Source organism: Arthrobacter sp. ok362, assembly GCF_900102785.1.
GTDB lineage: Bacteria > Actinomycetota > Actinomycetes > Actinomycetales > Micrococcaceae > Arthrobacter.
The window spans coordinates 85294-107521 of the sequence record NZ_FNGC01000013.1 but is presented as its reverse complement, the minus strand read 5'-3'; the positions used below and the strand labels follow the sequence as shown (position 1 = coordinate 107521).

19 protein-coding genes are annotated in these 22228 nt (G+C 66.0%); 4 read left to right on the top strand and 15 right to left on the bottom strand.

From position 1 onward, the window contains the following. Positions 1–30 precede the first annotated feature (30 nt). From BLQ10_RS17050 to BLQ10_RS22125, 3 genes are all read right to left on the bottom strand, one after another. The gene (locus tag BLQ10_RS17050; RefSeq protein ID WP_091564094.1) at positions 31–1089 is read right to left on the bottom strand and encodes a 2,3-butanediol dehydrogenase; all 1059 of its coding nucleotides are present in this window, start codon (positions 1087–1089) and stop codon (positions 31–33) included. 187 nt (positions 1090–1276) lie between these two features. Continuing rightward, a complete protein-coding gene (locus BLQ10_RS17045) occupies positions 1277–1777 on the bottom strand; it encodes a PKD domain-containing protein (protein WP_091564092.1) in 501 nt (166 codons plus the stop codon). Positions 1778–2220: 443 nt separating this feature from the next. Then, positions 2221–2808, bottom strand: a complete 588-nt coding sequence (locus BLQ10_RS22125; RefSeq protein ID WP_139164268.1) for a DUF6318 family protein — start codon at positions 2806–2808, stop codon at positions 2221–2223. A gap of 291 nt (positions 2809–3099) precedes the next feature. Between BLQ10_RS22125 and BLQ10_RS17035 the strand changes: the two genes are divergently transcribed. The 3 genes from BLQ10_RS17035 (at position 3100) to BLQ10_RS22820 (ending at position 4524) form a co-directional block, all read left to right on the top strand. Continuing rightward, complete coding sequence (locus BLQ10_RS17035; protein ID WP_091564089.1) at positions 3100–3534, top strand: pyridoxamine 5'-phosphate oxidase family protein; 435 nt, start codon at positions 3100–3102, stop codon at positions 3532–3534. Between the two features lie 57 nt (positions 3535–3591). After that, on the top strand, positions 3592–4035 hold the full coding sequence (locus BLQ10_RS17030; protein WP_091564088.1) for a very short patch repair endonuclease: 444 nt from the start codon (positions 3592–3594) through the stop codon (positions 4033–4035). A 147-nt stretch (positions 4036–4182) separates the two neighbouring features. Next, positions 4183–4524, top strand: a complete 342-nt coding sequence (locus BLQ10_RS22820) for a hypothetical protein (protein ID WP_254785631.1) — start codon at positions 4183–4185, stop codon at positions 4522–4524. A 34-nt stretch (positions 4525–4558) separates the two neighbouring features. Here the strand turns inward: BLQ10_RS22820 and BLQ10_RS17020 are convergent, their stop codons facing one another. From BLQ10_RS17020 to BLQ10_RS16965, 12 genes are all read right to left on the bottom strand, one after another. Next, on the bottom strand, positions 4559–5965 hold the full coding sequence (locus BLQ10_RS17020; RefSeq protein WP_254785630.1) for an McrC family protein: 1407 nt from the start codon (positions 5963–5965) through the stop codon (positions 4559–4561). After that, positions 5958–8189: an McrB family protein gene (locus tag BLQ10_RS17015; protein ID WP_091564086.1), complete on the bottom strand. Its 2232-nt coding sequence runs from the start codon at positions 8187–8189 to the stop codon at positions 5958–5960. Before BLQ10_RS17015 ends, BLQ10_RS17020 begins: the two co-directional genes overlap by 8 nt. Before the next feature lie 86 nt (positions 8190–8275). Continuing rightward, positions 8276–8566, bottom strand: coding sequence for a hypothetical protein (locus BLQ10_RS17010; protein WP_091564085.1), 291 nt, complete (start codon positions 8564–8566; stop codon positions 8276–8278). Between the two features lie 57 nt (positions 8567–8623). Further along, on the bottom strand, positions 8624–9055 hold the full coding sequence (locus BLQ10_RS17005) for an acyl-CoA thioesterase (RefSeq protein WP_091564083.1): 432 nt from the start codon (positions 9053–9055) through the stop codon (positions 8624–8626). A 122-nt stretch (positions 9056–9177) separates the two neighbouring features. Beyond that, positions 9178–11226, bottom strand: coding sequence for an ABC transporter ATP-binding protein (locus BLQ10_RS17000; RefSeq protein ID WP_302847336.1), 2049 nt, complete (start codon positions 11224–11226; stop codon positions 9178–9180). A 23-nt stretch (positions 11227–11249) separates the two neighbouring features. Further along, positions 11250–12983, bottom strand: a complete 1734-nt coding sequence (locus tag BLQ10_RS16995; protein WP_091564079.1) for an ABC transporter ATP-binding protein — start codon at positions 12981–12983, stop codon at positions 11250–11252. Between the two features lie 332 nt (positions 12984–13315). Then, positions 13316–15439: an MDR family MFS transporter gene (locus BLQ10_RS16990; protein ID WP_091564078.1), complete on the bottom strand. Its 2124-nt coding sequence runs from the start codon at positions 15437–15439 to the stop codon at positions 13316–13318. 103 nt (positions 15440–15542) lie between these two features. Next, positions 15543–16028: a MarR family winged helix-turn-helix transcriptional regulator gene (locus BLQ10_RS16985; RefSeq protein WP_091564126.1), complete on the bottom strand. Its 486-nt coding sequence runs from the start codon at positions 16026–16028 to the stop codon at positions 15543–15545. A 246-nt stretch (positions 16029–16274) separates the two neighbouring features. Then, positions 16275–17939 carry a thiamine pyrophosphate-binding protein gene (locus BLQ10_RS16980; protein ID WP_091564076.1) on the bottom strand — a complete coding sequence of 555 codons (1665 nt, stop codon included), beginning with the start codon at positions 17937–17939 and terminating at the stop codon, positions 16275–16277. Further along, positions 17936–19015: an agmatinase gene (gene speB, locus BLQ10_RS16975; protein ID WP_091564074.1), complete on the bottom strand. Its 1080-nt coding sequence runs from the start codon at positions 19013–19015 to the stop codon at positions 17936–17938. The genes BLQ10_RS16980 and speB overlap by 4 nt, the downstream gene beginning before the upstream one ends. A gap of 92 nt (positions 19016–19107) precedes the next feature. Beyond that, a complete protein-coding gene (locus tag BLQ10_RS16970) occupies positions 19108–19449 on the bottom strand; it encodes a P-II family nitrogen regulator (protein WP_090583148.1) in 342 nt (113 codons plus the stop codon). Continuing rightward, positions 19446–20891, bottom strand: a complete 1446-nt coding sequence (locus BLQ10_RS16965) for an ammonium transporter (protein WP_091564072.1) — start codon at positions 20889–20891, stop codon at positions 19446–19448. Before BLQ10_RS16965 ends, BLQ10_RS16970 begins: the two co-directional genes overlap by 4 nt. Positions 20892–21356: 465 nt before the next feature. On the opposite strand from BLQ10_RS16965, the gene BLQ10_RS16960 reads away from it, so the two are divergent. After that, positions 21357–22184 (top strand): DUF559 domain-containing protein, encoded by an 828-nt coding sequence (locus tag BLQ10_RS16960; RefSeq protein ID WP_091564070.1) that lies wholly within the window; start codon positions 21357–21359, stop codon positions 22182–22184. Positions 22185–22228 lie beyond the last annotated feature (44 nt).

Here is a 22228-nt window from a genome sequence, read left to right as displayed (position 1 = left end):
CGTTTGCGACTATTCCATCTGAGACTCGGATCACGACGGGTGGACGATGATCTTCACCGCCGTGTCGTTGTGGTTGATCAGCGTGTCGAACCCTTTGTCCACCAAGTCGTCCAAGGCGATTCTCCCGGTGATGAAGGGTTTCAGGTCGACTTTTCCTTCCTGGACGAGCTTGATGGCGGCTTTATGATCGCCGCAGTAAGCGATAGTGCCGCGCAGATCAATTTCCTTCAGAACCACTTTCTGCATATCCACCGTGGCCGGGTGTCCCCAGATCGAGACGTTGACGACGACGCCGGCGGGCTTCACGACATCGAGCATCGTGTCTAACACGGCATTAACGCCTGCGCATTCAAACGCCGCATCGGCCCCTGCGCCGTTGGTCAGTTCCAGCACGCGCGCCTTGACGTCGTCGGTACTGGGGTCGAGAACGTGATCCGCAACTCCGGAGGAAGCCGCCTTGTCCTTGCGGGCGGCCGACAGCTCGGTGACGATCGTGGTGATGCCGATGCCTTTGAGGACCGCGGCGGTCAGGAGCCCGATGGGTCCCGCACCCCCGACGACGGCGACGTCCCCGGCTTTGAGGCCGCTCCTGCCGACGGCGTGATAGGCCACCGCGAGGGGTTCGATAAGTGCGGCCTCGTCCAAGGGAATGTCGCCGACAGGGTGCACCCAACGGGTGTCGACGACGACCTTCTCGCTTAGGCCGCCACCACCGCCCGCCAACCCAATGAAGCCCAACTTTGTGCACAGGTTGTAGTGTCCGCTGAGGCAGGGACCGCATTCATTGCAGACGACGTACGGCTCAACGACAACATTGTCTCCGACTGCCAGCCCGCTGACCCCTTCCCCGACTTCTTCGACGGTGCCGGAGAACTCGTGGCCGAGGGTGACCGGGGCGGCCTCGTGGGTGAGGGTGTGGGGGTGGCCGGGCGGCGGGGTGAAGATGGGTCCTTCGAGGAATTCGTGGAGGTCGGTGCCGCAGATACCGCACCAGGCCACGGCGATCTTCACCGTTCCCGGACGCAGCTCCGGCTCTTGGATGTCTTCGATCCGGAGATCCTCGCGGGCGTGGAATCGTGCTGCTTTCATGGCGTTTCACCTTCGCATTCCAGGCCGTGGATGCGGCCCGATCAGGCGCATCCACGGAATGTCGTTGGATTTCACAGCGGGGCCGTAATTCCAGTCTGGTGGCCGTGCCTGGGATTGTCACGGCCTGTTCGAGTCAGCGACTGTAGTGCGTGGGCTGCAGCTCGAAAAAACGCGGCGGAGCGACGCACTAGGGGGGAGGCGGAGCGACGCCGGGGCAGCCCTGGCCTTGGGGGTTCTGCAGGCATGTGTCCGCGTAATTCCTGGTGATCGACCGCCAGACGCTGACGGTCTGTGGCGGCGAGCTGAAGGATCCTTGGCCCGGGATGGGAAGGGGAGGTCCGCCATTCACGGAGTAGGTGCCGCGGAAATGCGTTGTCAGAACTACCGGGAAGTCGCCGGTCTGGGCGTAGACGTGGCTCGTCAGGGTCTTCTCGCCCCAGCGGTCCTGCGGAAGCGGTCCGCCCGCCGCCGTTTGCGGGCCCCGTGACGTGCCGTCGCCATAGCTCCACGTGTATTCCACGGGCTTGGCCGTGACGTGGACGGCCTGAGCCAGGATTGAGATGTCGAACTGCTGATCTGCGGCGCTGGCAAAGAAGTTCGTCTCTGCACCGCGCAGGGTGTTGGGGCTGGGTTGGGCCGTAGAGGTTCCCGCAGATATCGGAAGTTGCTGGAATTGTCGTTGGATCATTGTGGCAATTCTGGGGAGCAAGTCCTCGGGCTTGGGATCGAAGAGACACGTTGGGCCGGAGTGGAACGACCAAGTCGGGTTGGGCACGCCCGCCGGTGCTTTCAGCCAGACCACGGGAATGCCGGCCTTGCCGTTTGGCCCCTTCGAACAGTCCACGGCGCGGGCGAGACACTCGGCGTCAAAGTCACCTCCGCCAAGGTGGCACTGGAGTTCGTATTTGTATTGGAAGGGGTCCGCATTGGTGGGACCCGCAGGCGACCAGGCGAATCCTCCTGAAGTCGGATCCAGAAGCCACGCTCCCACTTTGACAGCGCCAGGTGTCCACGTTCCCTTGACAGGCGGCTGATCAGCGTCTGCTGCACCCTGCGCGCCGATCGATGATTGACCCCAAAAGAGAGCCAACAGCCCGATGCCGACCGCAGCTAACGCCGCTCTCTTCATCGCTAGCCAGCTATCGGTTGGATGTTGTTTACGTACCACTTACCGTTCTTGTAGATAGCTAGCATCAAGTTGCCGGTATCGTCGGGTTTGGGATCGGTGCTGTTCAACGTGCCATCGGCGTTGTAGTACGAAAGCGCCTGTTGGGAGGCTTGGACCGCTACTTGGTAGTTGCCGTCCGGGGCAACCTTGAACGTCGTGCTGACAGACGGCGTTTGCACTTTGCCGCCTGCGAGCCATCTTCCGCCCTCATGCCACCCCGAGATAACGGCCTTCGCACTTTCGCAGGCGCGACACTCCGGACTAGTTATCGGTTCAAGCCGGGAAATATCGCCGGTTTCGTACCCGTAGCTGAGCAGTTGGAACCAGTACCGGGCAAACGCCTCTAGCCCTTCCTTCGTCTCCGCCTTCGCAGCTTCCGGCAGTTCGGGAACGGGAACGTTCTGTGCCCTGCCGGTCGCGTCGGCCGGTTTGTAGCTGGCGGTGGGCGTCGGAGTTGCACTCGGCGTGGAAGTTGCTGACGGGCTTTGCGGATCAGCCGGTGGCGATCCGGGAGGCGGGGCACCACCCCCGCTGCACGCTGTGGCCGACATCAGGGAGATTGACACCAAAGCGACCGCACAGGCTCGCCAGGGACCGGAAAGCGAAGTGCGAGATGTCATGGTCAGCTACTCCCCCGATAGAAAATCAAGACGTCTGAAGCCCAATAGTGGCTTAAGGGTAACCGAGATCACATTTTGCTGGTCAAAATTATCCACAGGCGGAATTCACCGGCCCGCAAACCGGCAGCCCCACCCGTGTTGAGTCCGCAATCCGGCAGCCCCACCCGTCTTGAGTCCTTTAGCCCCTAGCGATTTGCCTACAGTCGCCAGCACAATGAACCCATGATGTTCGAACACGAAGACGGCGATCCCATCCTCACGCTGGACGACGAGCAATCCTGGAAACTGATTGACAGCACAAAACACGGCAGACTCGTGGTCACTGTGGCCGGAGAACCCGACATCTTCCCGGTGAACTACGCGACGAGCGGCCGGAAATTGTTCCTCCGCACCGCCCCGGGAAACAAACTGGCCGAGCTCACCATCAACTCGAAGGTGCTCTTCGAAACCGACGGCGTCCTGTCCGAGGAAGCGTGGTCAGTGGTCCTGCGCGGCACTGCAAGGGTGCTTGATCAATCGGCGGATATCGCCGAGGCCGAGGCCCTCGGACTCAAACCCTGGGTTCCAACGTTGAAGGACTTCTACGTGGAGATTACGCCGACCTCGGTCAGCGGACGCCACTTCCAGTTCGGCGAACACCCGGAGCGGGAGATCTAACGCCCCCGCGACCGGCCCGGCAGCCGCCGCGGCTTAGCAGCCGCCTAGACTTAAATGATGGCGGACAAGCTGACTCCGGAGCGGCGCAGCTGGAACATGTCCCGGATCCGGGGCAAGAACACCAAGCCGGAAATGCTGGTCCGCAGGCTGCTGCACGCCAAGGGATACCGTTATCGCCTGCATGGCACGGCGAGGGGCGGCAAACTCCCGGGCAACCCCGATCTCGTCTTCGCCGGCCGCCACAAGGTCATCTTCGTCAACGGCTGCTTCTGGCATTTCCATGACTGCCGGGTAGGGCAGCACGCACCCCAAGCAAATGCCGACTTCTGGGAAACCAAACGTACGCGGACCCGGAACCGCGACGCCGCCCAGCGGCTTCAGCTCGAACGCGAGGGCTGGGGAGTGCTCACGGTGTGGGAGTGCGAGCTGAAGGATCGATCGGCGTTGGAGCTCCGGCTCGACGCGTTCCTCCGGGACCTGCCAACGGACGAAACCTCCTGAGGATCTCCGCTGACCAGCAAAGTGCTGCGTGTCGCGCGGCCCCGCTTCCGGGGCAGGCCGAAAGGTCTCAGCTAGTATTCGACTCCGGGGGATTTAGTCAGGTTTGGGTCAGTACCAACGCGTACTGCTAACACGGGAGAGCGCACGATGCCCCACTTGCTGATGTCCAACGACGAGCCCGACACGGCTGCTGCGCTTGCAGATTCCGCTCCGGCAGATTCCAGTCCCACAGTTCTTCAGTTCCCTCGCCTCGGCCACACCAGGCACCGCGCCGTCCGGCCCCGCCAGTTCCGCGGAGCGGACCCTGACTTGGAGCCGCTGCGCCGGCAGGCAACCTCGATCATCGACGAGGTCCTGGCGGGCACCAACCCCGAAGATGCCGACGTGCGGGAGAAACTTCAGTGGCATGTCGCGAACAACCCGGGCCAGCCGGAAAAGGCGCTCCTGGAACATTTGCGGACCGTGGCCGACCAGCAAGAATCCGCCTAGCCGGCTGAGCGGTTTAACTGGCCGGCTGAGCGGTTTAACTGGCCGAACGGTCGATACTGGCCTGCCGGAGCACTTCGCCCCAGGACTGCTGGGCAAGATCTGCCACGGAGGCCAGGATTTCCGACGGCGGCAGGGACAGATCCAGCGGGAACTCGACAATGTCGATGTCGGTATTGAGAATCCGGCGCAGCTTGATCTCCCCTGCACCCGGGTAAATAATCCACGCCGTCGGCACCCGCAGGGATGTGCAGTAGGCCAGCATCCGGTAGTGGTCGCCCGAGAGCGACGCGCCGGCATCAGCCGCGCCCTTGTACTTCGCGTCGTACACCATCACGGGCCGGCCGCCGAGGAGGTGGACGGCCCCCGGCTGGACCACAATCCGGTCCGAGTCGCGGACGGCCTCGTTCAGCAGTGCGTTGTAGCGCAACCGCATTTCTCCGGGGTAGGCGGCCATGGCCTCGCGCAGTGCCGTCCCCACGAAGTCCTCGAACACCTTTGCCATGTCCACCACGAACGACGCCGACTGCTGCTTGCCGTCGCCGGCCTCCGCCGAAGCGTTCCGCAGGATCAGTTCGGCGAGCCGGAGGGCCGCGTGGTAGCGGGTGTTCATCCGGCTGGGCCGCCACTGCGGCAGCGGCGCGCCGGACTGCAGGCGCGTCACGGCGTCGAGCTTTCCCTTCAGCTGGCGCAGCCGGCTAAGGACTTCCGGCCGCACGCGCGGCACCTGGGACATCCGTTCGAGTGCGGCGCGCAGAATCCGATTCTCCGCGATGTCCTCAGTGAACTCGTCATAGGAGACTTCCAGCGGGACCAGCATCCCCGGCCGGCGGGAAATCTGGTCCGACATCCGGATCCGGCCCTTAACGGTCCTGAGGGATTCTTCCACCATGAGGTACCCCTGCAGCACCCCCCGGCTCAGCGCCCGGTCCGCGAGCTGCGCCAGGGATTCGGCCAGGGCACTCCAAAGGTCGGCGTGCTCCACCGCAGACACCGAATCGTCCCGGAAGCCCTGGTCCCCAGCGTAGCCGAGCAGGAACAGCAGCCGGCTCAGCCCGAGCCTTCCCTTCGGCCGCACCTCCAGCTGCACGGAGGGGGTCCGCACGGAGCCCACGCTCCCCACCGGCTCGATCCGGTACAGTCCCATGCCCATCGGCGAGGCTTTCGCCAAGCCGCTGGCGTTGACGTAGGCCGCAGTGTCCGGATCAAGCAGCTCCACGACGCCGGCGGAGAGTTCGTCGAGGACAATGTGCCGGCAGGGCTCCGCCGCGCCGCCGCGTCCGGACAGACCGCGTCCGGGTAGACCCCGCCCGGCCGAACCCCGCTTGGCCGAACCGGCGTCCGACGCGGCCCGGCCGGCGGCCCGGTCGGCGCCGCGGTCCGACGAACTGGGGTTCGAAGAATTGCGGTCCAGCGCTACGGCGTCCCCGGCCAGCCTAGGCATGCGCCAGGCGGCCCAGGAGTTGTTCCAGTCCGAACCGTTCCTCAAGCTGGGCGCGGTTGAGCTGGCCGTGATAGTGCTCCTCCAGCAGCGGCATGAGCTCGTACTTCCAGATTCTGCGCAGGCCCTTGGGCGTCTGCGCGGACTTCTTCATGAAGTAGGAGGGCCCGATCATGAGGTCGCGGTCCCATTCGTCGATCGCGTCGTTCAAGGCATCAAGCAGCAGGGCCGGCGTCGTGTCCAGGTCGCGGGCCTGGAGGAAACGCAGCAGCGAGCCCTTCACGGGTTCCGTCTTCGGATGCAGCTCGATGAAGGAGAACCGCCGCCGGATCGCCGCGTCCATCATCGCGATGGAGCGGTCAGCGGTGTTCATGGTGCCGATGATGTAGAGGTTGTCCGGCAAGGTGAACGGCTCGTTGGGGCTGTACTGGAGGTAGATGCGGTCATCGCGGTATTCGAGCAGGAAGTACAGCTCGCCGAACACCTTGGCGAGGTTCGCCCGGTTCATCTCGTCGATGATCAGGAAGTACGGCTTGCTCTCGTTCCCGGGCTTGGCAGCTTCCTCGGCGAGCCGGCGCAGCGGACCTGCCACGAGCTTGAAGGACACCTGGCCCTCGTCCGTCTTATCCGGGCGGAAGCCCTCGAAGAAGTCCTCATAGGCGTACGACGGGTGGAACTGGACCAGCTTGACCCGCTCGTCCGTGGTGTCGCCGGCGAGCTCGGCGGCGAGGTGCTTGGCAAGGTACGTCTTGCCCGTTCCCGGCGGACCGTAGAGCACCAGCTGCCGGTTCTCCTCGAGGAGTTCGGCGATTTCCTGCAGCGGATCCAGATCCATGTGCAAGGACGCGGCGAACTCCGGCGTCAGCGGCCGGAACCCGTCATGAACCGGTTCGACGGCGGCATCCGGCTCGGCGCCGTCGCCGTCCTCGGCTTCCGCTTCTGCCGGCAGGAGGGCCTCGAGCGCCTGGATCACGCGGGTGATGTCCACGATGTTCCCGGAGGTGGTCAGCTGCCGCTGCACGTGCCGGGGCAGCCCGGTGGCGTCGTGTTCCTCATCGAACCAGCGGACCTTGCGGCGGAGCTGGCGGTTATCCTTTCCATGCTCCGGTTCGCCGAGGACCACGCCGATCCGGACCTTGCCCGAGCTCTGGTAAAGCACGAGGTCACCCGGCTTCATCACGGTCAGGAACGCGAAGACGGCGGTCTTGGTGTCCTCGCGCTCCACGTAGCCGAGGTGCTTGTAATCCTCGTCCACCGCGTTCTGGACCAGCCCGGCGGAAACGCCGGGATCCAGCAGGCGGAGGTGTTCGACGTCGAGCGTCACCGCCTCCTCGTCCCGCCACTCCCCCAGCAGCTCGGCATTGTCGTAGTGGGTGCGCAAGAGCCAGGCGCGGCGGCCGGGATCGCCGACCTTCCGCCACTGGCTCACCAGCTGGCGGGAGTACCAGTCGATCCGCTGCCCGGCCTGCTGATCCAGATGCAGGCGGATCCTGTGGATGTCCGCCGAAATGTCCTCGTCGCTGTCCCCCTTGGCCCCGCCCACCAAGGAAGCGAAGGCGTCGCGGATCTCCTGCCGTTCGACATCGGCCACAACAGGTTCGAAGTAGCTGGGCCAGACCAAAAACTCAATGCTGCGGCGGATGGCCGGCTGGTCATCCGGGGTCCCGGCGACCAGCCGGTGGAAGACCAGCGGGTCCTTGACCGCAGCCTGGACGACGTGGGCCGGCCGCTGTGCGACGTGCTGCACGAAGCGGCAGAGCCATTTCAGGTGGTCCCAGATGGTCCAGTTGAATTCTGCGGTGCGGTCCCGGATCACGCCGTGGTCCGTCATTCCCGCGTAGAGCTCGTCGGGAAGGTCCAACGGAGGCTCCAGCCAGGACGCCGCCTCGGCGACTCGGGCCCGCTTGACCTTCAGCGACTTGACCTCGTGGGCCAGCGGCAGGGACTGGAGGAAGAGTAATTCCACGGCCAGTTGCTTCGCCCCGCGGGTGGCATCTTCCAGGTTCTGGCGCAGATTGGTCATCATGGGCGCCTTGGGATCGGGAACGCCGCGTTCAAGGCGTTCCAGCAACTCCGCGGCAGCCTGGACGGACCATGTTTTGGTGCGGCCGTCCAGGGCGGACGCCTTGCCCAGCAACCCCGGGCCCAGAACAAACCACGCCGCGTCTTCTATCTCCTTGGAGATACCGAGGGCACGGTGCAGGGCAGGCTTCTTGGCTGGGGTCATAGGTTCAATTTACAGGCTTAAACTGAACGCGCGCATTTAACGCCGCCCCAAAGCTACCGCCCAGTAGAGCGCAGCCAAGCGGTCTGCTACGCCTGCTTCGCGGCAGGCCGGCGCTTCACCCCGACGGCGAAATAGGTTGCCGGGCCGATGAAGTTCACCAGGGTGGCAAGCCGCCACATGGCCTTGCTGCCGCGGATCTGCTGAGCCGGGCGTCGGCTGATGTCCGTCTGGGCCGCGACGAGAAGCGAGAGTTGGACGATGCCAGCGCCGACGGTGCCGAACCGCGCCATCGGCGAAAGCTCGTTCCACTTCTTCTTGCGGGAGTGCTGCTTGTGAATGTTGTGGTGCATGTTCTTGCCCATGTTCACGGCGACCACGCCTCCTTAAGCGTCGGAGTTGTCATTGTAGGAGCACCCCCGACAACCGGGTAGAGGCTATGGGACCGGGTGGGCGCGGGTGTACGGGGCCAGCCGCTCCTTCTGCTCCGGCGTCAGCCGCAGCACCCGGCCGGTTGCCTCATTGACGAATGCCAGATGGCTCGTAGCCCGGACGCAGTCCTCCCGCGTGACGGGATCCTGCACCAGGTAGTGGATGTCGAAGCTGGCGCCCTTGACCGCCCCGATCCACAGCTGGACAACGGCGGGCACGTTCCGGTATTCCAGCGTCCTGACGTACCTGATCTTGTGCTCGACCACGAGCGCCAGCGTCCCTTCCGGGATTTCGTTAAAGAGCGACACGCGGGGTTCGGTTCCGGGCAGCCCGGCGCCCCGGGGTGGGCCGAACGCCGCGATCCGTGCTTCCTCCAGGATCCGGACAATCTGGACGTTGTTGATATGCCCATAGGCATCCATGTCGCTCCAGCGCATCGGCACCTCCACCTCAAGCACCTCGAGGCGCCGGGGCTCCGAGCCTGCACTCTCCCCTGCTGTGCCCTCCCCTGCGGGGCTTTCTTCGGCTGTGCCCTCCCCCGCTGCGGGCCCGGCGGCGCTCAGCTGTGCACCGCCGTCGCGTCCTCCGCGGAATCCAGCAAAGCCGTGTCCGCGTCCTCGCCGGCGAACTGGGACATGTACAGGCGGTAGTACGCGCCCTGCATGGCCAGCAGCTGGGCGTGCCGGCCCTGCTCGACGATCTGCCCGTCCTCCATGACAAGGATGGTGTCCGCGTCCCGGATGGTGGAGAGGCGGTGGGCGATGACGAAGCTGGTGCGCTCTGTGCGCAACGCGGCCATGGCCTTCTGGACCAGGGCTTCGGTGCGGGTATCCACGGAACTCGTGGCTTCGTCCAGGATCAGCAGCGACGGGTTCGCCACGAAGGCCCGGGCAATGGTGATCAGCTGTTTTTCGCCTGCACTGACGTTGTTGCCTTCTTCGTCAATGACAGTGTTGTAGCCGTCCGGCAGCGCGCGGACGAAGCGGTCCACGAACGTGGCCTTGGCCGCCGCCATGATCTGGTCCTCGGTGGCGTCGAGCTTGCCGTAACGGATGTTTTCGTAGATGGTTCCGCCGAACAGCCAGGCGTCCTGCAGCACCATGCCCACCTTGGCGCGCAGCTCCGAACGGCTCAGCCGGGTGATGTCCACCCCGTCCAGGGTGATGCTGCCGGCGTTTAGTTCGTAAAAGCGCATCACGAGGTTGACCAGGGTGGTCTTGCCCGCCCCGGTCGGTCCCACAATCGCCACCGTGTGTCCGGGTTCGGCCGTGAAGGACAGATCCTCGATCAGCGGCCTGTCCGGTGAGTAGCTGAAGGTGACATGCTTGAACTCGACGTGTCCGTCCGTCTTCGCCGGGAGGTGCTCGGTGGCGGTCTCGGCGTCCTGTTCGTCGGCGTCGAGGAATTCGAAGACCCGCTCGGCGGAGGCGACGCCGGACTGCAGCATGTTGGCCATGCCGGCCATCTGGCCCAGCGGCTGGGTGAACTCGCGCGAGTACTGGATGAACGCCGTGGCGTCGCCCAGGCTCATGGCGCCCGAGGCCACGCGCAGCCCACCGACGACCGCGATCCCCACATAGCTGAGGTAGGAGACAAACTGCATGACCGGCATGATCATGCCGGAGACGAACTGGGCACCGAAGCTGGCCTTGTAGAGTTCCTCGTTGCGCTCGTCGAAGCGGGCCAGCATGTCGGCGTCGCGGCCGAACACGCGGACGAGGTCGTGGCCGGAGAACGATTCCTCGATCTGGCCGTTGAGCTCCCCGGTGTTCTTCCACTGGGCGGCGAAGAGCTTCTGGCTGCGGGCGCCGATGATGCCGGCGGCCACGCCGGAGAGCGGCAGGGCAACGAGTGCGATCAGGGCCAGCTGCCAGGACACGATGAACATCATGATCACGATCCCGACGACCGTCAAGGCCGAGTTCACGAGCTGCGCGAAGGCCTGCTGGAGCGCCTGCTGGATGTTATCGACGTCGTTCGTGACACGGGAGAGGATGTCGCCGCGCTGGCGGGTGTCGAAGTAGTTCAGCGGGAGCTTGTTGAGTTTCTTCTCGGTGTCATCGCGCAGGGTGCGGACCACGCGCATGACCAGCACGTTGAGGACATAGCCCTGGAGCCACAGGAAGATGTTGGCGACGAAGTACATCACCAGCACCACGCTGATGAGGAACGCGAGCTTCTGGAAATCGACGCCCGCGCCCGGCACTACGTCCATCTTGGCCAGCATGTCGGCGAAGTTGTCCTGGCCCTGGGAGCGCAGTCCTTCGATGAACTGCTCCTTGGTGGCCCCGGCCGGGAGCTGCTTGCCGACCACTCCCGCGAAGATCACGTCCATCGCCTGGCCCAGGATCCTCGGGGCAATGACATTGAGGACGACGGCAACTGTCACCATGGCGAGCACGGCGGTGATGCCGGCGCGCTCCGGTTTCAGCAGCCCCATGAGCCGTTTGGCCGAGGGCCAGAAGTGCTGGGCTTTCTTGGCCGGGACGGCGCCGAACATGCCGCCGTCGGCTTCGCCGGGCGTGTACTCCTCCTCGATGAAGTCGTCGTCCGTCACGGCGGTTCCGGCCGTTCCGGCCGGGGTGGCGTCGGTTGCCTTGGCGGGCATGGTGGAGATTTTCTCGTTGGTGCTCATGCCACTGCCTCCGCGCTCAGCTGGGATTCGACGATTTCCTGGTAGGTGCTGGAGCTTTCCAACAGTTCTTCATGTGTTCCGCGGTCCACGATCCTGCCGTTGTCCAGCACGAGGATCTGGTCCGCATCGGCAATGGTGGACACGCGCTGGCCGACGATGATCACGGTGGCATCGGCCGTCTTGGCCTTGAGCGCCCGGCGGAGCCTGGCATCGGTGGCGACGTCGAGGGCCGAGAACGAGTCGTCGAACAGGAAGACCTTGGGTTCGGTGACGAGGGCGCGGGCAATGCAGAGCCGCTGCCGCTGGCCGCCGGAGACGTTAGTGCCGCCCTGGGCGATCCGCGATGCCAGGCCGCCCTTCTTTTCGCGCACGAAATCCGCGGCCTGGGCGACGCTCAGCGCCTCCCACAGGTCCTGGTCCGTGGCCTCGGGCTTGCCGAAGCGCAGGTTGTGCTCAATGGTTCCGGAGAACAGGTAGGGCCGTTGCGGCACCATGGCCACGCGCTGCGTGATTTCGGCCCGGTCCAGCGCGGTGACGGGGACTCCGTCGAGCAGGACCTCGCCAGATTCGGCGTCGTAGAGCCGCGGCAGCAGGGCCAGCAGGCTCGACTTGCCGGCCCCTGTGGAGCCGATGATCGCCACCGTCTGTCCGGGCTCTGCCGTAAAGCTGATATTGCTCAGCACCGGCGCCTCGGCGCCGGGGTAGGCGAAGGTCACGTTGCGGAATTCAACACGTCCGGCCCTTGCCGCCGGCGCCACCGGGGTCAGCGTTTCGCGGATGGAGGGTTCGACGTCGAGCACTTCACCGATCCGGTCGGCGCAGACCGAGGCGCGGGGAATCATCATGGCCATAAAGGTTCCCATCATGACGGCCATGAGGATCTGCAACAGGTACTGGAGGAAGGCCGTCAGCGAGCCGACCTGCATTTCACCGGCATCGACACGCTGGCCACCGAACCACAGCACGGCGGCCGTGGAGACGTGCAGGATCATGCCGATGGCGGGGAACATCAGCACAAACAAGGAACCGATCTTCAGCGAGACGTCGGTGAGGTCCTTGTTGGCCGCGCCAAAGCGCTCGGCCTCGTGCGGTTCGCGCACGAAGGCCCGGACCACGCGGATGCCGATGATCTGCTCGCGGAGGACACCGTTGAGCCGGTCGATCTTCTCCTGCATGGAACGGAAGAGCGGCATCAGACGGACCACAAGGTAGCCCACCACAACGACGAGCAGGGGCACAGAAACCCAGACGAGCCAGGACAGGTTGAGGTCCTCGCGCAAGGCCATGAAGATCCCGCCGATGCACATGATGGGCGTGGCCACCATGAAGTTCAGCGCCATGAGCATGAGCATCTGGACCTGCTGCACATCGTTGGTGCCGCGCGTGATCAGGGTGGGGGCGCCGAAGAGGTTGACGTCCCGCGCCGAGAAGCTGCTCACCTTGCGGAAGACGCCGCGGCGCAGGTCACGGCCGAACGCCATCGCAGCCTTCGAACCGAAGTAGACGCCGGCGATCGCGGTGGCCACCTGGATCAGGGCGACGCCGAGCATGACACCGCCGGTGCGCCAGATGTAATCGGTGTCGCCGCGGGAGACGCCCTCATCGATGATCTGGGCATTGAGGCTGGGGAGGTACAACGCCGCGATGGTCGAAGCCAGCTGAAAAATGACCACAGCCGCGATGTATGGCAGATACGGCTTGGAATAGCGCCGCATGAGAGTGACGAGCATGCCCAGGAGTCCTTACGAAGACCGAATTATACGAAGACTGAATTATTGGAAGACCAAATAACGAAGTGCATTGGAAAGCTGATAGGAGACTAGCGCCTACGTCCGACAGCCATAGCCACCCAACTCTACGAAATCCCCCGCCCGGGGGGAACACGGGACACTGAATATCATCCAAACGGTGTACTTTAAGCCCCCCGCGGCGTCTGCCGCGGGCCCTGCCGCGAAGGCCGGCCGCGCGAAGGCCGGCCACGCGAAGGCCCCGCGGCTGCCCTTGGGGCGGCCGCGGGGCCTCTCGGATTCGTCACCGAACGGTCCGGTACTGTGAGCCGGCCCTACTCGGTGCGGTGACGCCCGTGCGTGGCGATGTAGTCGGCCGCCGCGCGCTGCATCTTACGCTGCTTGGCGAGCTGCCGGCGCAGGACCTTGAGCTCTTCGGCAACCCGGGCCTGTTCCGCGGCGATCGCTCTCTGCTCTGCGGCCTGCTCGTGCACTGCGCGCAGCGCGTCCGCCAGTTGGAGCTGCTGCTCCGCCAGCAGCTGCTGGGTCTGCAGCAGCACGGGTACGACGTCGGCGACCTCGGGCCGGTTCTCGGCCACCATGGTCCGGGCCCGCTGGCGGCCGCCCTCCCTCTCGGCCGCCCGCTCCGCACCGAACTCCGCCGCACCGAAGTCCGCAGCACCGGACTCCGTCGGACCGGAATCCTGGCCGGAGCCAACACTGGCCATGAAGCCAAGGTCGGCATCCCGGCGGGCGGCATCGGGGAAACGGGATTCGGCGCGCTCCCGGCTGAGGACCTCGATGAATTCCCGGTCCAGGTCCACGATGCCGGGTCCGCCGGCGGACGAAACTGCCTTGACGGCGTCGTTCCCCGCGTTCCCCAAGGCCGTTGCAGCGGCACCTCCCGCGGCGGCCACAGCAGCATCGGCAGCGGCGTCCGCTGCGTGCTCGGCAGGCTCCGGGCGGACATCAACGGTGCGGCGCAGCGGGCGCTCCTTGATGAACAGGATGGCAACCAGCGCCACGAGGCCGATGATTGCAGAGATCAGGAAGACCTCAGCGATCGCGTCGCCGTAGGCCGCCCGCATGATGTTGCGGATCGGTGCCGGCATGTCCTTGAGGTCCATGCTTGCACCGGCAGATCCGGCCGGGACCTGGATTCCGGCGGAGGCGAGTCCCTCCACGACGAGCTGCTTGACCCGGTTGCCCAGCACGGCGCCGAGGACCGAGACGCCGATTGCTCCGCCGACGGACCGGAAGAAGGCAACCGAAGCACTGGCCGTGCCGATGTCCTTGGCCTGCACCGTGTTCTGGACGGCGAGCACGAGGTTCTGCATCAGCAGGCCCAGACCGACGCCGAGGATGGCCGTGTAGATACCGGTCAGCCACAGGTCAGTGGTGTGGTCCATGCTGCCGGCCAGGCCGAGGCCGCCGATCAGCAGGATGGCGCCGGCCACCAGGTACCGCTTCCACTTGCCGGTGCGGCTGATGAGCATGCCCGAGGCGACCGAACCGATCAGGTTGCCCGCGATCATGGGCAGCGTGAGCAGGCCGGCTTCAGTGGGGGTGGCACCGCGAGCCACCTGGAAGTACTGGCCAAGGAACGTCGAGGAGCCGAACATGCCCACGCCGACGGCCACCGAGGCGAGGATCGCGAGAGCCGTGGTCCGCTCCGAGATGATCTTGAGCGGGATGATGGGCTGGGCTACCCGGGATTCCACCAGCACCAGCAGGCCCAGGAGCAGGACGCCGCCGCCCACCATGGCGACGGACTGCCACGACCACCAGTCGTAGTAGTCCGGGTTGCCGGCGAAGGAGACCCAGATGAGCAGCAGGCTGACGCCCGAGGTCAGCAGGATGGAGCCGAGCCAGTCGATCTTGGCCGGGCGCTTGATGTGCTGAATTTTCAGGGTGACTTGCAGCAGGATGAGCGCGACCACCGCGAGCGGGACGCAGACAAAGAAGGTCCAGCGCCACCCCAGCGGGCTGTCGACAATGAAGCCGCCGAGCAGCGGGCCGCCGGCAGTGCCCACGGCCATGACGCCGCCCATGTAGCCGGAGTATTTTCCGCGGTCGCGCGGCGGGATCATGGAGCCGATGATCGCCTGGGCCAGGGCGGTGAGGCCGCCCATGGCGATGCCCTGGATGACACGGGCGGTCAGCAGCAGCGGGATGGTCTCGGACAGGCCGGCCATGACCGAGCCGGCCACGAAGATCACGATGCTCAGCTGGACGAGGACCTTCTTGTTAAAGAGGTCCGCCAGCTTGCCCCAGATCGGCGTGGTCGCCGCGTTGGCCAGGAGTGCGGCAGTGATCACCCAGGCGAAGTCCGTCTGGGTGCCCTTAAGCTCGGACATGATGGTGGGCAGCGCGTTGGCAACGATCGTGCTGCTCAGGATGGCGGTGAAGAACGCCGCCAGCAGCCCGGTCAGCGCCTCCATAATCTGGCGGTGGGTCATCGCCGCAGGTTCTGCGGCGGGCTGGGATGCGCGGGGCGCCCTGGGCGGAAGGTCCGACGGGGCCGGGGACGGCCCCGTGGCGGCAGCGTGGCTAGCCATATATCTACTCCTCAACAATTTCGGTCGTATTCGTGGTTCCGGCCGTCGTTGCCCGGGCTGAGGTCCTCAGGGACTCAGCAAGTTTTTCGAGGGTGCGCGCCGTCAGTTCGACGTCGTCCTGGCTCCAGTCCTGCAGCAGGCCCTGGATGGTGGCCGTCCGGTGGTCCTCGATGACGCGCAGTTTCTCCGCGCCGGAGACGGACAGGGCGATCAGCTGCGCGCGGCCGTCTTCCGGGTCCGGCCGGCGGACCACATAGCCGTGCTCTTCGAGATCGGCGATGTGCCGGCTAAGGACGGGAGCGCTGACGCCGAGCCGCTCCGCAAGATGCGTGGCCCGGGATTCGCCCTCCCCCACAAAGCGAAGAACGCCCTGAAGCGCCACTCCGGTGTCCTGCCCGCGCTGGCTGGCGGCGGCAACGCAGCGGACGGCGCGCTGGAGGTCGAAGATCTGGTAGACGAGTTTGGCTGCAGCGTTGGATTCAACTGACATGATGGACACCCCTCTTTTGTTTGCCCAAGGCAACTATATACTAAATTGGTTACTTCGGGAAACTAACTCTTTGGAGAGGGCTGCCGGACAGCCCACGAAAGGACGCTGAAGGGGCACTTAAATGGCAACGCGGACCGGCCGGGTCCGCCCCTCTCGGTGAGGGGCAGACCCGGCCGGTCCGCTGCGCTGTGCTGTGCTGTGTGGTTGTGTCGTGCCGTGTTGTTGAGGGCAGTGTCGCCCGGGCGACTACGTGGCCAGGTGGGTGGGGCCGAACATCTTGAGCAGGGTTTCGACGACGACGACGTTGGGGCCATCCGCCGCGAAGCCGGCCTTCAGGGCGTCCCCGACGTCCTCGGGAGCCACGCGGACTGCCGGGACGCCGAAGGCCTCGGCCAGCTTGACGAAGTCGGGCCGGGCGAGCTCGGTGGCCGTGGCCTTGCCGAAGGCGCCCACCATGTATTCGCGCAGGATGCCGTAGCCGCCGTCGTCCACGATCAGCCAGGTGACCGGAACATTGTGCTGCTTGGCGGTGGCGAGCTCGGAGATGGAGTACATGGCCGAGCCGTCGCCGGAGACGGCCAGCACGCGGGCCGAACCGCCGGGCGCGCCGGTGGTCTCCAGCCCGACGGCGCCGCCGATCGCCGCCGGGAAGCCGAAGCCCAGCCCGCCGGCGCCCTGCGCGGAGTGGAACTGGCCCTCGCGGGCGTCCCAGCAGCTCCAGCCCCAGTAGGCCGAGATGGTCATATCCCAGAATGTCTGCATGCCCGTGGGAACGGCCTCGCGGATGTCGGCCATGAACTTCAGTTCCTTGCCGAGGTCCTGGGACTCGAGCCGGGCCGTGACCTTGGCCAGAGTGTCCTTGACCAGGGCTTCGGGAGAGGTGCCGTGCCAGTCGGCGCGTTCGCCGTGTGGTTCGGTCAGGGCCTCGTCGAGGGCGGCGAGGGCCTGGCCGGCGTCGGCACGGATGCCCAGGCCGGGGCGGTTGGACTCCAGGACCCGGGGCTCGGCGTCGATCTGGATGATCCGGCCGCGCGGTTCGAAGGTGAAGTAGTTCGAGGTGACCTCGCCCAGGGAGGAGCCGATCACGATCAGCACGTCGGCGTCCTCGAGCACCTCCGTCATGTACTGGTCCTCGATCCAGGACTGCAGCGAGAGCTCATGGTTCCAGGGGAACGCGCCGTTGCCGCCGGGCGTGCAGATCACCGGCGCCCGCAGCTTCTCCGCGATCGAGAGCAGCGACTTTCCGGCCCGGCCGCGGCGGGTGCCGCCGCCGGCGATGATGGCGGGACGTTCCGCCGTCGAGAGCCATTTGACGGCTTCGCGGACCAGCTCCACGCGGGGCGGGTTGTCGGCCGCTTCGGCGAGGGCGTCCTCCACGGGAGGCACCATGATGGGGTCCAGCAGGACGTTCTGCGGGATTTCCAGCCAGACCGGGCCCTGCGGCGAGGAGATCGCCTCGGTCCAGGCATCCTGGATGGCCGAGGGGATGCCGGAGGCGTGCTGGATCAGGCGCTGGGACTTGGTGACGTTCGCGGCCGAGGCCTTCTGGTCATCGAGCTGGTGCAGCATGCCCTTGCGGCGCGCGCCGAGGCCATCGAGCGGGATCTGGCTCGCCACGACCACCATGGGCACGCCGGTGGCGTAGGCCTCCTGCAGCCCGGCCAGCGACGTCAGCGCGCCGGGGCCGGTGGACAGGAACAGCACGCCGACCTCGCCGGTGGCGCGGGAGTAGCCGTCCGCGGCGAAGGCCGAGTTGTTCTCGACCCGGGAGGAGACAAAGTGCAGGTTCCCGCGGCCCATGGCATCGAACAGGCCCAGGGCGTGCTGGCCCGGGATGCCGAAGACCGTCTTGGCGCCGAGCGCCTCAAGGGTCTCGACGACGAGGTCTCCGCCGTTGCGCACGCCGGTCATCGCGAAGCCGCCGGCGAAGCCACAGGGGAGCCGAAGCCGGCGGGGCGCCGGGATTCCTGGCCGAGGGCCTGGGCCGCGTAGCCGTTCGGGGCGCCGAAGCGGTCCCCTTCGACGGCGCGGTCCGCCATCAGGGTCACGAGTTCGTAGGCGACATGGCTGGCCGCCACGCCGGTGATCTCGGCGTGGTCGTACGCCGGGGCAACCTCGACGACGTCGGCCCCCACCAGGTTCATGCCGCGGAAGCCGCGGATGATTTCCAGCAGTTCGCGGCTTGTGATGCCGCCGGCTTCCGGTGTGCCGGTGCCCGGTGCGTGGGCGGGGTCCAGGACGTCAATGTCCACCGAAATGTAGAGCGGGCGGTTCCCGATCCGGTCCCGGACCTTGGCCACCGTCTCCAGGACGCCCTGGTAGTAGACATCCGCCGAGGTGACGATGCCGAAGCCGAAGCGGTGGTCGTCGTCGAGGTCCTTCTTGCCGTAGAGCGGGCCGCGGGTGCCGATGTGGCTGATGGCCTCGGTGTCCAGGATGCCTTCTTCGACGGCGCGGCGGAACGGGGTGCCGTGGGTGTATTCGGCGCCGAAGTAGGTGTCCCAGGTGTCCAGGTGCGCATCGAAGTGCAGCATGGCAATGGGGCCGCCGGCGCGCTCGGCGGCGGCGCGCAGCAGCGGCAGGGCGATGGTGTGGTCGCCGCCGAGGGTCAGCAGCTTGCTGCCGGACGCCGTGAGGTCCAGGGCGTTCTGCTGGATAGTTTCGATGGCGTCGTTGATGTTGAACGGGTTGACCGCCATGTCGCCGGCGTCGGCAACCTGGATGTTCTCGAAGGGACTGACGTCCCACGCCGGGTTGTACGGCCGCAGCAGGCGGCTGGCCTCGCGGACGTGGTTGGCCCCGAAGCGGGCGCCGGGGCGGTAGGAGACGCCGGAGTCGAACGGCACGCCGACCACCGTGACGTCTGCCTTGGCCACCTGGTCCAGGCGCGGCAGGCGGGCGTAGGTGGCGGCCCCGGCGTAGCGTGGGACGCGGGATGAATCGATGGGGCCAAGGTTGCCATTGGCCTCGATGCGCAGCTCTTCCAAAAGAAGCCTCTCCTTCGAGGATTGACCGACGGTTGTGACTGCCATCATACACTCGAAGTTTCGCGTTGCGCATCAATTGTTTACCAAGAACCTCACGCGATGGCCGACGCGCCCCGCTCCCCCGTCCGGACGCGGACGGCGTCGCGGACGTCAATAATCCAGATCTTGCCGTCGCCGAAGTGGCCCGTGCGTCCGCCCTCTTCAATGGCGGCCATGACGGCGCCGAGGGCGTCCTCGTTGACCAGGACTTCCAGCCGCACTTTGGGCAGCAGGTCGGAGCTGTACTCGGCACCCCGGTACACCTCGGTGTGGCCCCGCTGCCGGCCATAGCCGCTGGCCTGGCTCACGGTCAGGCCGTTGACTCCGGACCGCTCCAGGGCCGCGCTGACGGCGTCAACCCGCTCCGGGCGCACAATGGCCGTGACGAGCTTCATGACGACACCTTGCCGCGGGCGGCCTCGCCTTCGGCCTGGGCCTGGGCCTCGGCCTGGGCTTCGGTCTGGGCGTGGCCTTCGGTCTGGGCGTGGGCCTGGGAAGCATCAGTCCTGGCATGCGGGTCACCCGGGTGGAAGCTGCCGCCAACCATGAGGAGTTCGTACGCCGTTTCGGCGTGCTCCGTCACGTCGATGCCGGAGAGCTCGTCGGCCTGGGAAACGCGCATGCCGATGCTCTTGTGGATCGCGAAGCCAATCAGGGTGGTCATGGCGGCGCTCCATGCCGTGACAATCAGCGCGGTGAGGATCTGTGGCCAGAACTGCGCCAGGCCGCCGCCGTAGAAGAGGCCACCGCCGGTCTTGGCGGACGGAAGTGCGAAGAATCCGAGGGCCAGGGTCCCCCACAGGCCGCCAACGAAGTGCACAGCCACGACATCCAGGGAGTCGTCGAGTCCGATCTTGAACTTCAGCCCGACGGCGAGCGCGCAGACGGCTCCGGCGATCGTGCCGATCAGGATTGCCCCGACGGGGTCGATGAAGCCGCAGGCCGGGGTGACGGCCACGAGTCCCGCGACGGCACCAGAGGCGGCTCCGAGCGAGGTGGCATGCCCGTCGCGCAGCCGCTCCACGAGCAGCCAGCCCAGCAGGGCGGCGCTGGTGGCAAGCAGCGTGTTGGTCCAGGCCAGGGCGGCCGTGGCGTCGGCGGCGAGTTCCGAGCCGGCGTTGAAGCCGAACCAGCCGAACCAGAGCAGCCCTGCGCCGAGCATGACGAACGGCAGGTTGTGCGGGCGGATGTTGGGGTCTTTCATGAAGCCGAGCCGCTTGCCCAGAACCACGGCCAGCATGAGTCCGGCTATGCCGGCGTTCATGTGGACGACCGTACCGCCGGCGAAGTCGAGGGCCGAGATCTTGCTGCCGATGATGCCGGTGGGTCCGAAGAGGCCGCCGCCCCAGACCCAGTGCGCGATCGGCGCGTAGACGAGTGTGACCCAGAGGGCGGCAAAGAGCAGCCAGGGTCCGAACCTGACCCGTTCGGCCACCGCCCCGCTGATGAGCGCGACAGTGATGATGGCGAATGTGGCCTGGAAGCCGACAAATATCATGTCCGGCAGGCCTGCCGCCTTGGTGCCGATGCTGGTGGTCAGCCCGCTCAGGCCGAAATTAGTGAAGGGATCCCCGACGAATCCGCCCAATGCATCCGGGCCGAAGGCCAGTCCGTAGCCCCACAGGGCCCAGACGACGGCCACCACGCCCATGGCGCCGAAGCTCATCATCATGATGTTGAGCACGGACTTCATCCTGACGAGCCCGCCGTAGAAGAACGCAAGACCGGGGGTCATCAGGAGGACCAGGGCGGACGCCGTGAGCATCCACGCGGTCGATCCGGGGTCAAGGACCTGCGGATCTACTGCCATTCCTACTGCAAGCACAGAGAACTTCATAGCGGGAGCCTTCCTCGAGTGCCGGCGCTCCGAGGCGCCGATTCGGCGAGACCAAGTGAGATTTGGGACTGTTGTACGTCCCCCCGCAGATGACGCTACCCACGGGGTGTTTCGGGAAGGCTCTCCGATTTTTGCTGGCACGTTACGCGAGCGCCCCGGGCATTAATTTGCTGTTTCCGGCAGATTTCCGGAATGTGACGTAAATCTCACCAAGGCCAATCCCGCGGCCCTGGTAAGCGGCCGGCCGACGTTCCTCCCCGGTTACTTCTACGCCCACCCCCAGGCCCGCCCGGGATTCAGCGTTTTTGCCCGCCGCGAAGCCGCCCCCGTGTCAGGCAGCCGGGAAGGAACGCAGCCAGCGCCCGCCTGTGGGTGTCCAAACAGCCGAATTGCCAGCACGGCCCAATGTCCACATAGCCCCATTACCGCCTTCCGCGGTCCAGGCCGACCCTATGGACTGGCGACATGGACCCCATCAGCTACCTTGCACAAGTCGGCGGAGTCGCCCGGACCGGCCAGTTTTTGGCCGCGGGATACTCCCGGACGGACATCGCCGGGCTGACGAGGGCGGGGGCGTGCCAACCCCGGCGAGGAGTGTTCATGCTCTCCGAGTGCCAGCCGGAGCTCGCTGCCGCCATTCGGCACAACGCCCGCGTCACCTGCGCCAGTGCGGCCGCGCACTACGGCCTCTGGCTTAGAGAAATCCCGGCCCAGCATCACTTGGCCTGCAACCACGGCCACGGAACCGGCTTCATCAGACACCGGACCATCAGGTTCGATGGCCCTGCCCGGCTGCCAGTGGCCGCGGTCGAAGACGTTGCGCTGCATGCCCTGTCGTGTTTGAGGCCGCCCGCATCAACAGCCCTGGCGACATCGGCCATGCGCTTGCATGGCATTCCCCTCGAATTGCTAAAGGCCCAGCTCATCGGCGACCGGTCGGGTCCGGTACTCCAGGCCCTGCGGCAGCTGGATTTACGCGCCGAGTCAATCGTGGAGGTCGATGCCCAGCATCTCTTCAACGCAAACGGAATCGGCTTCGACACCCAGGTCCAGCTCCCGGGAATCGGCCGGGTCGACTTCCTGATTGAGGGATTCCTCATCGTGGAAGTGGACGGCTACGCATTCCACTCCAACCGCGAGGCCATGCGCCGGGATCTGGGACGCAACAACGCCTCCACGGTCAACGGGTTTGCCGTGCTGAGGTACATGCCGGAGCACATCTGGTTTGAGCCGGAGCGTGTCATCGCTGAAATTCGGGCCGTGCTGAGCCGGACCCCGCACAGCGTTCCGTGACGTTCCTGCCCACTTGCCTCCGTGCACACCCGGATCGCCCGCTA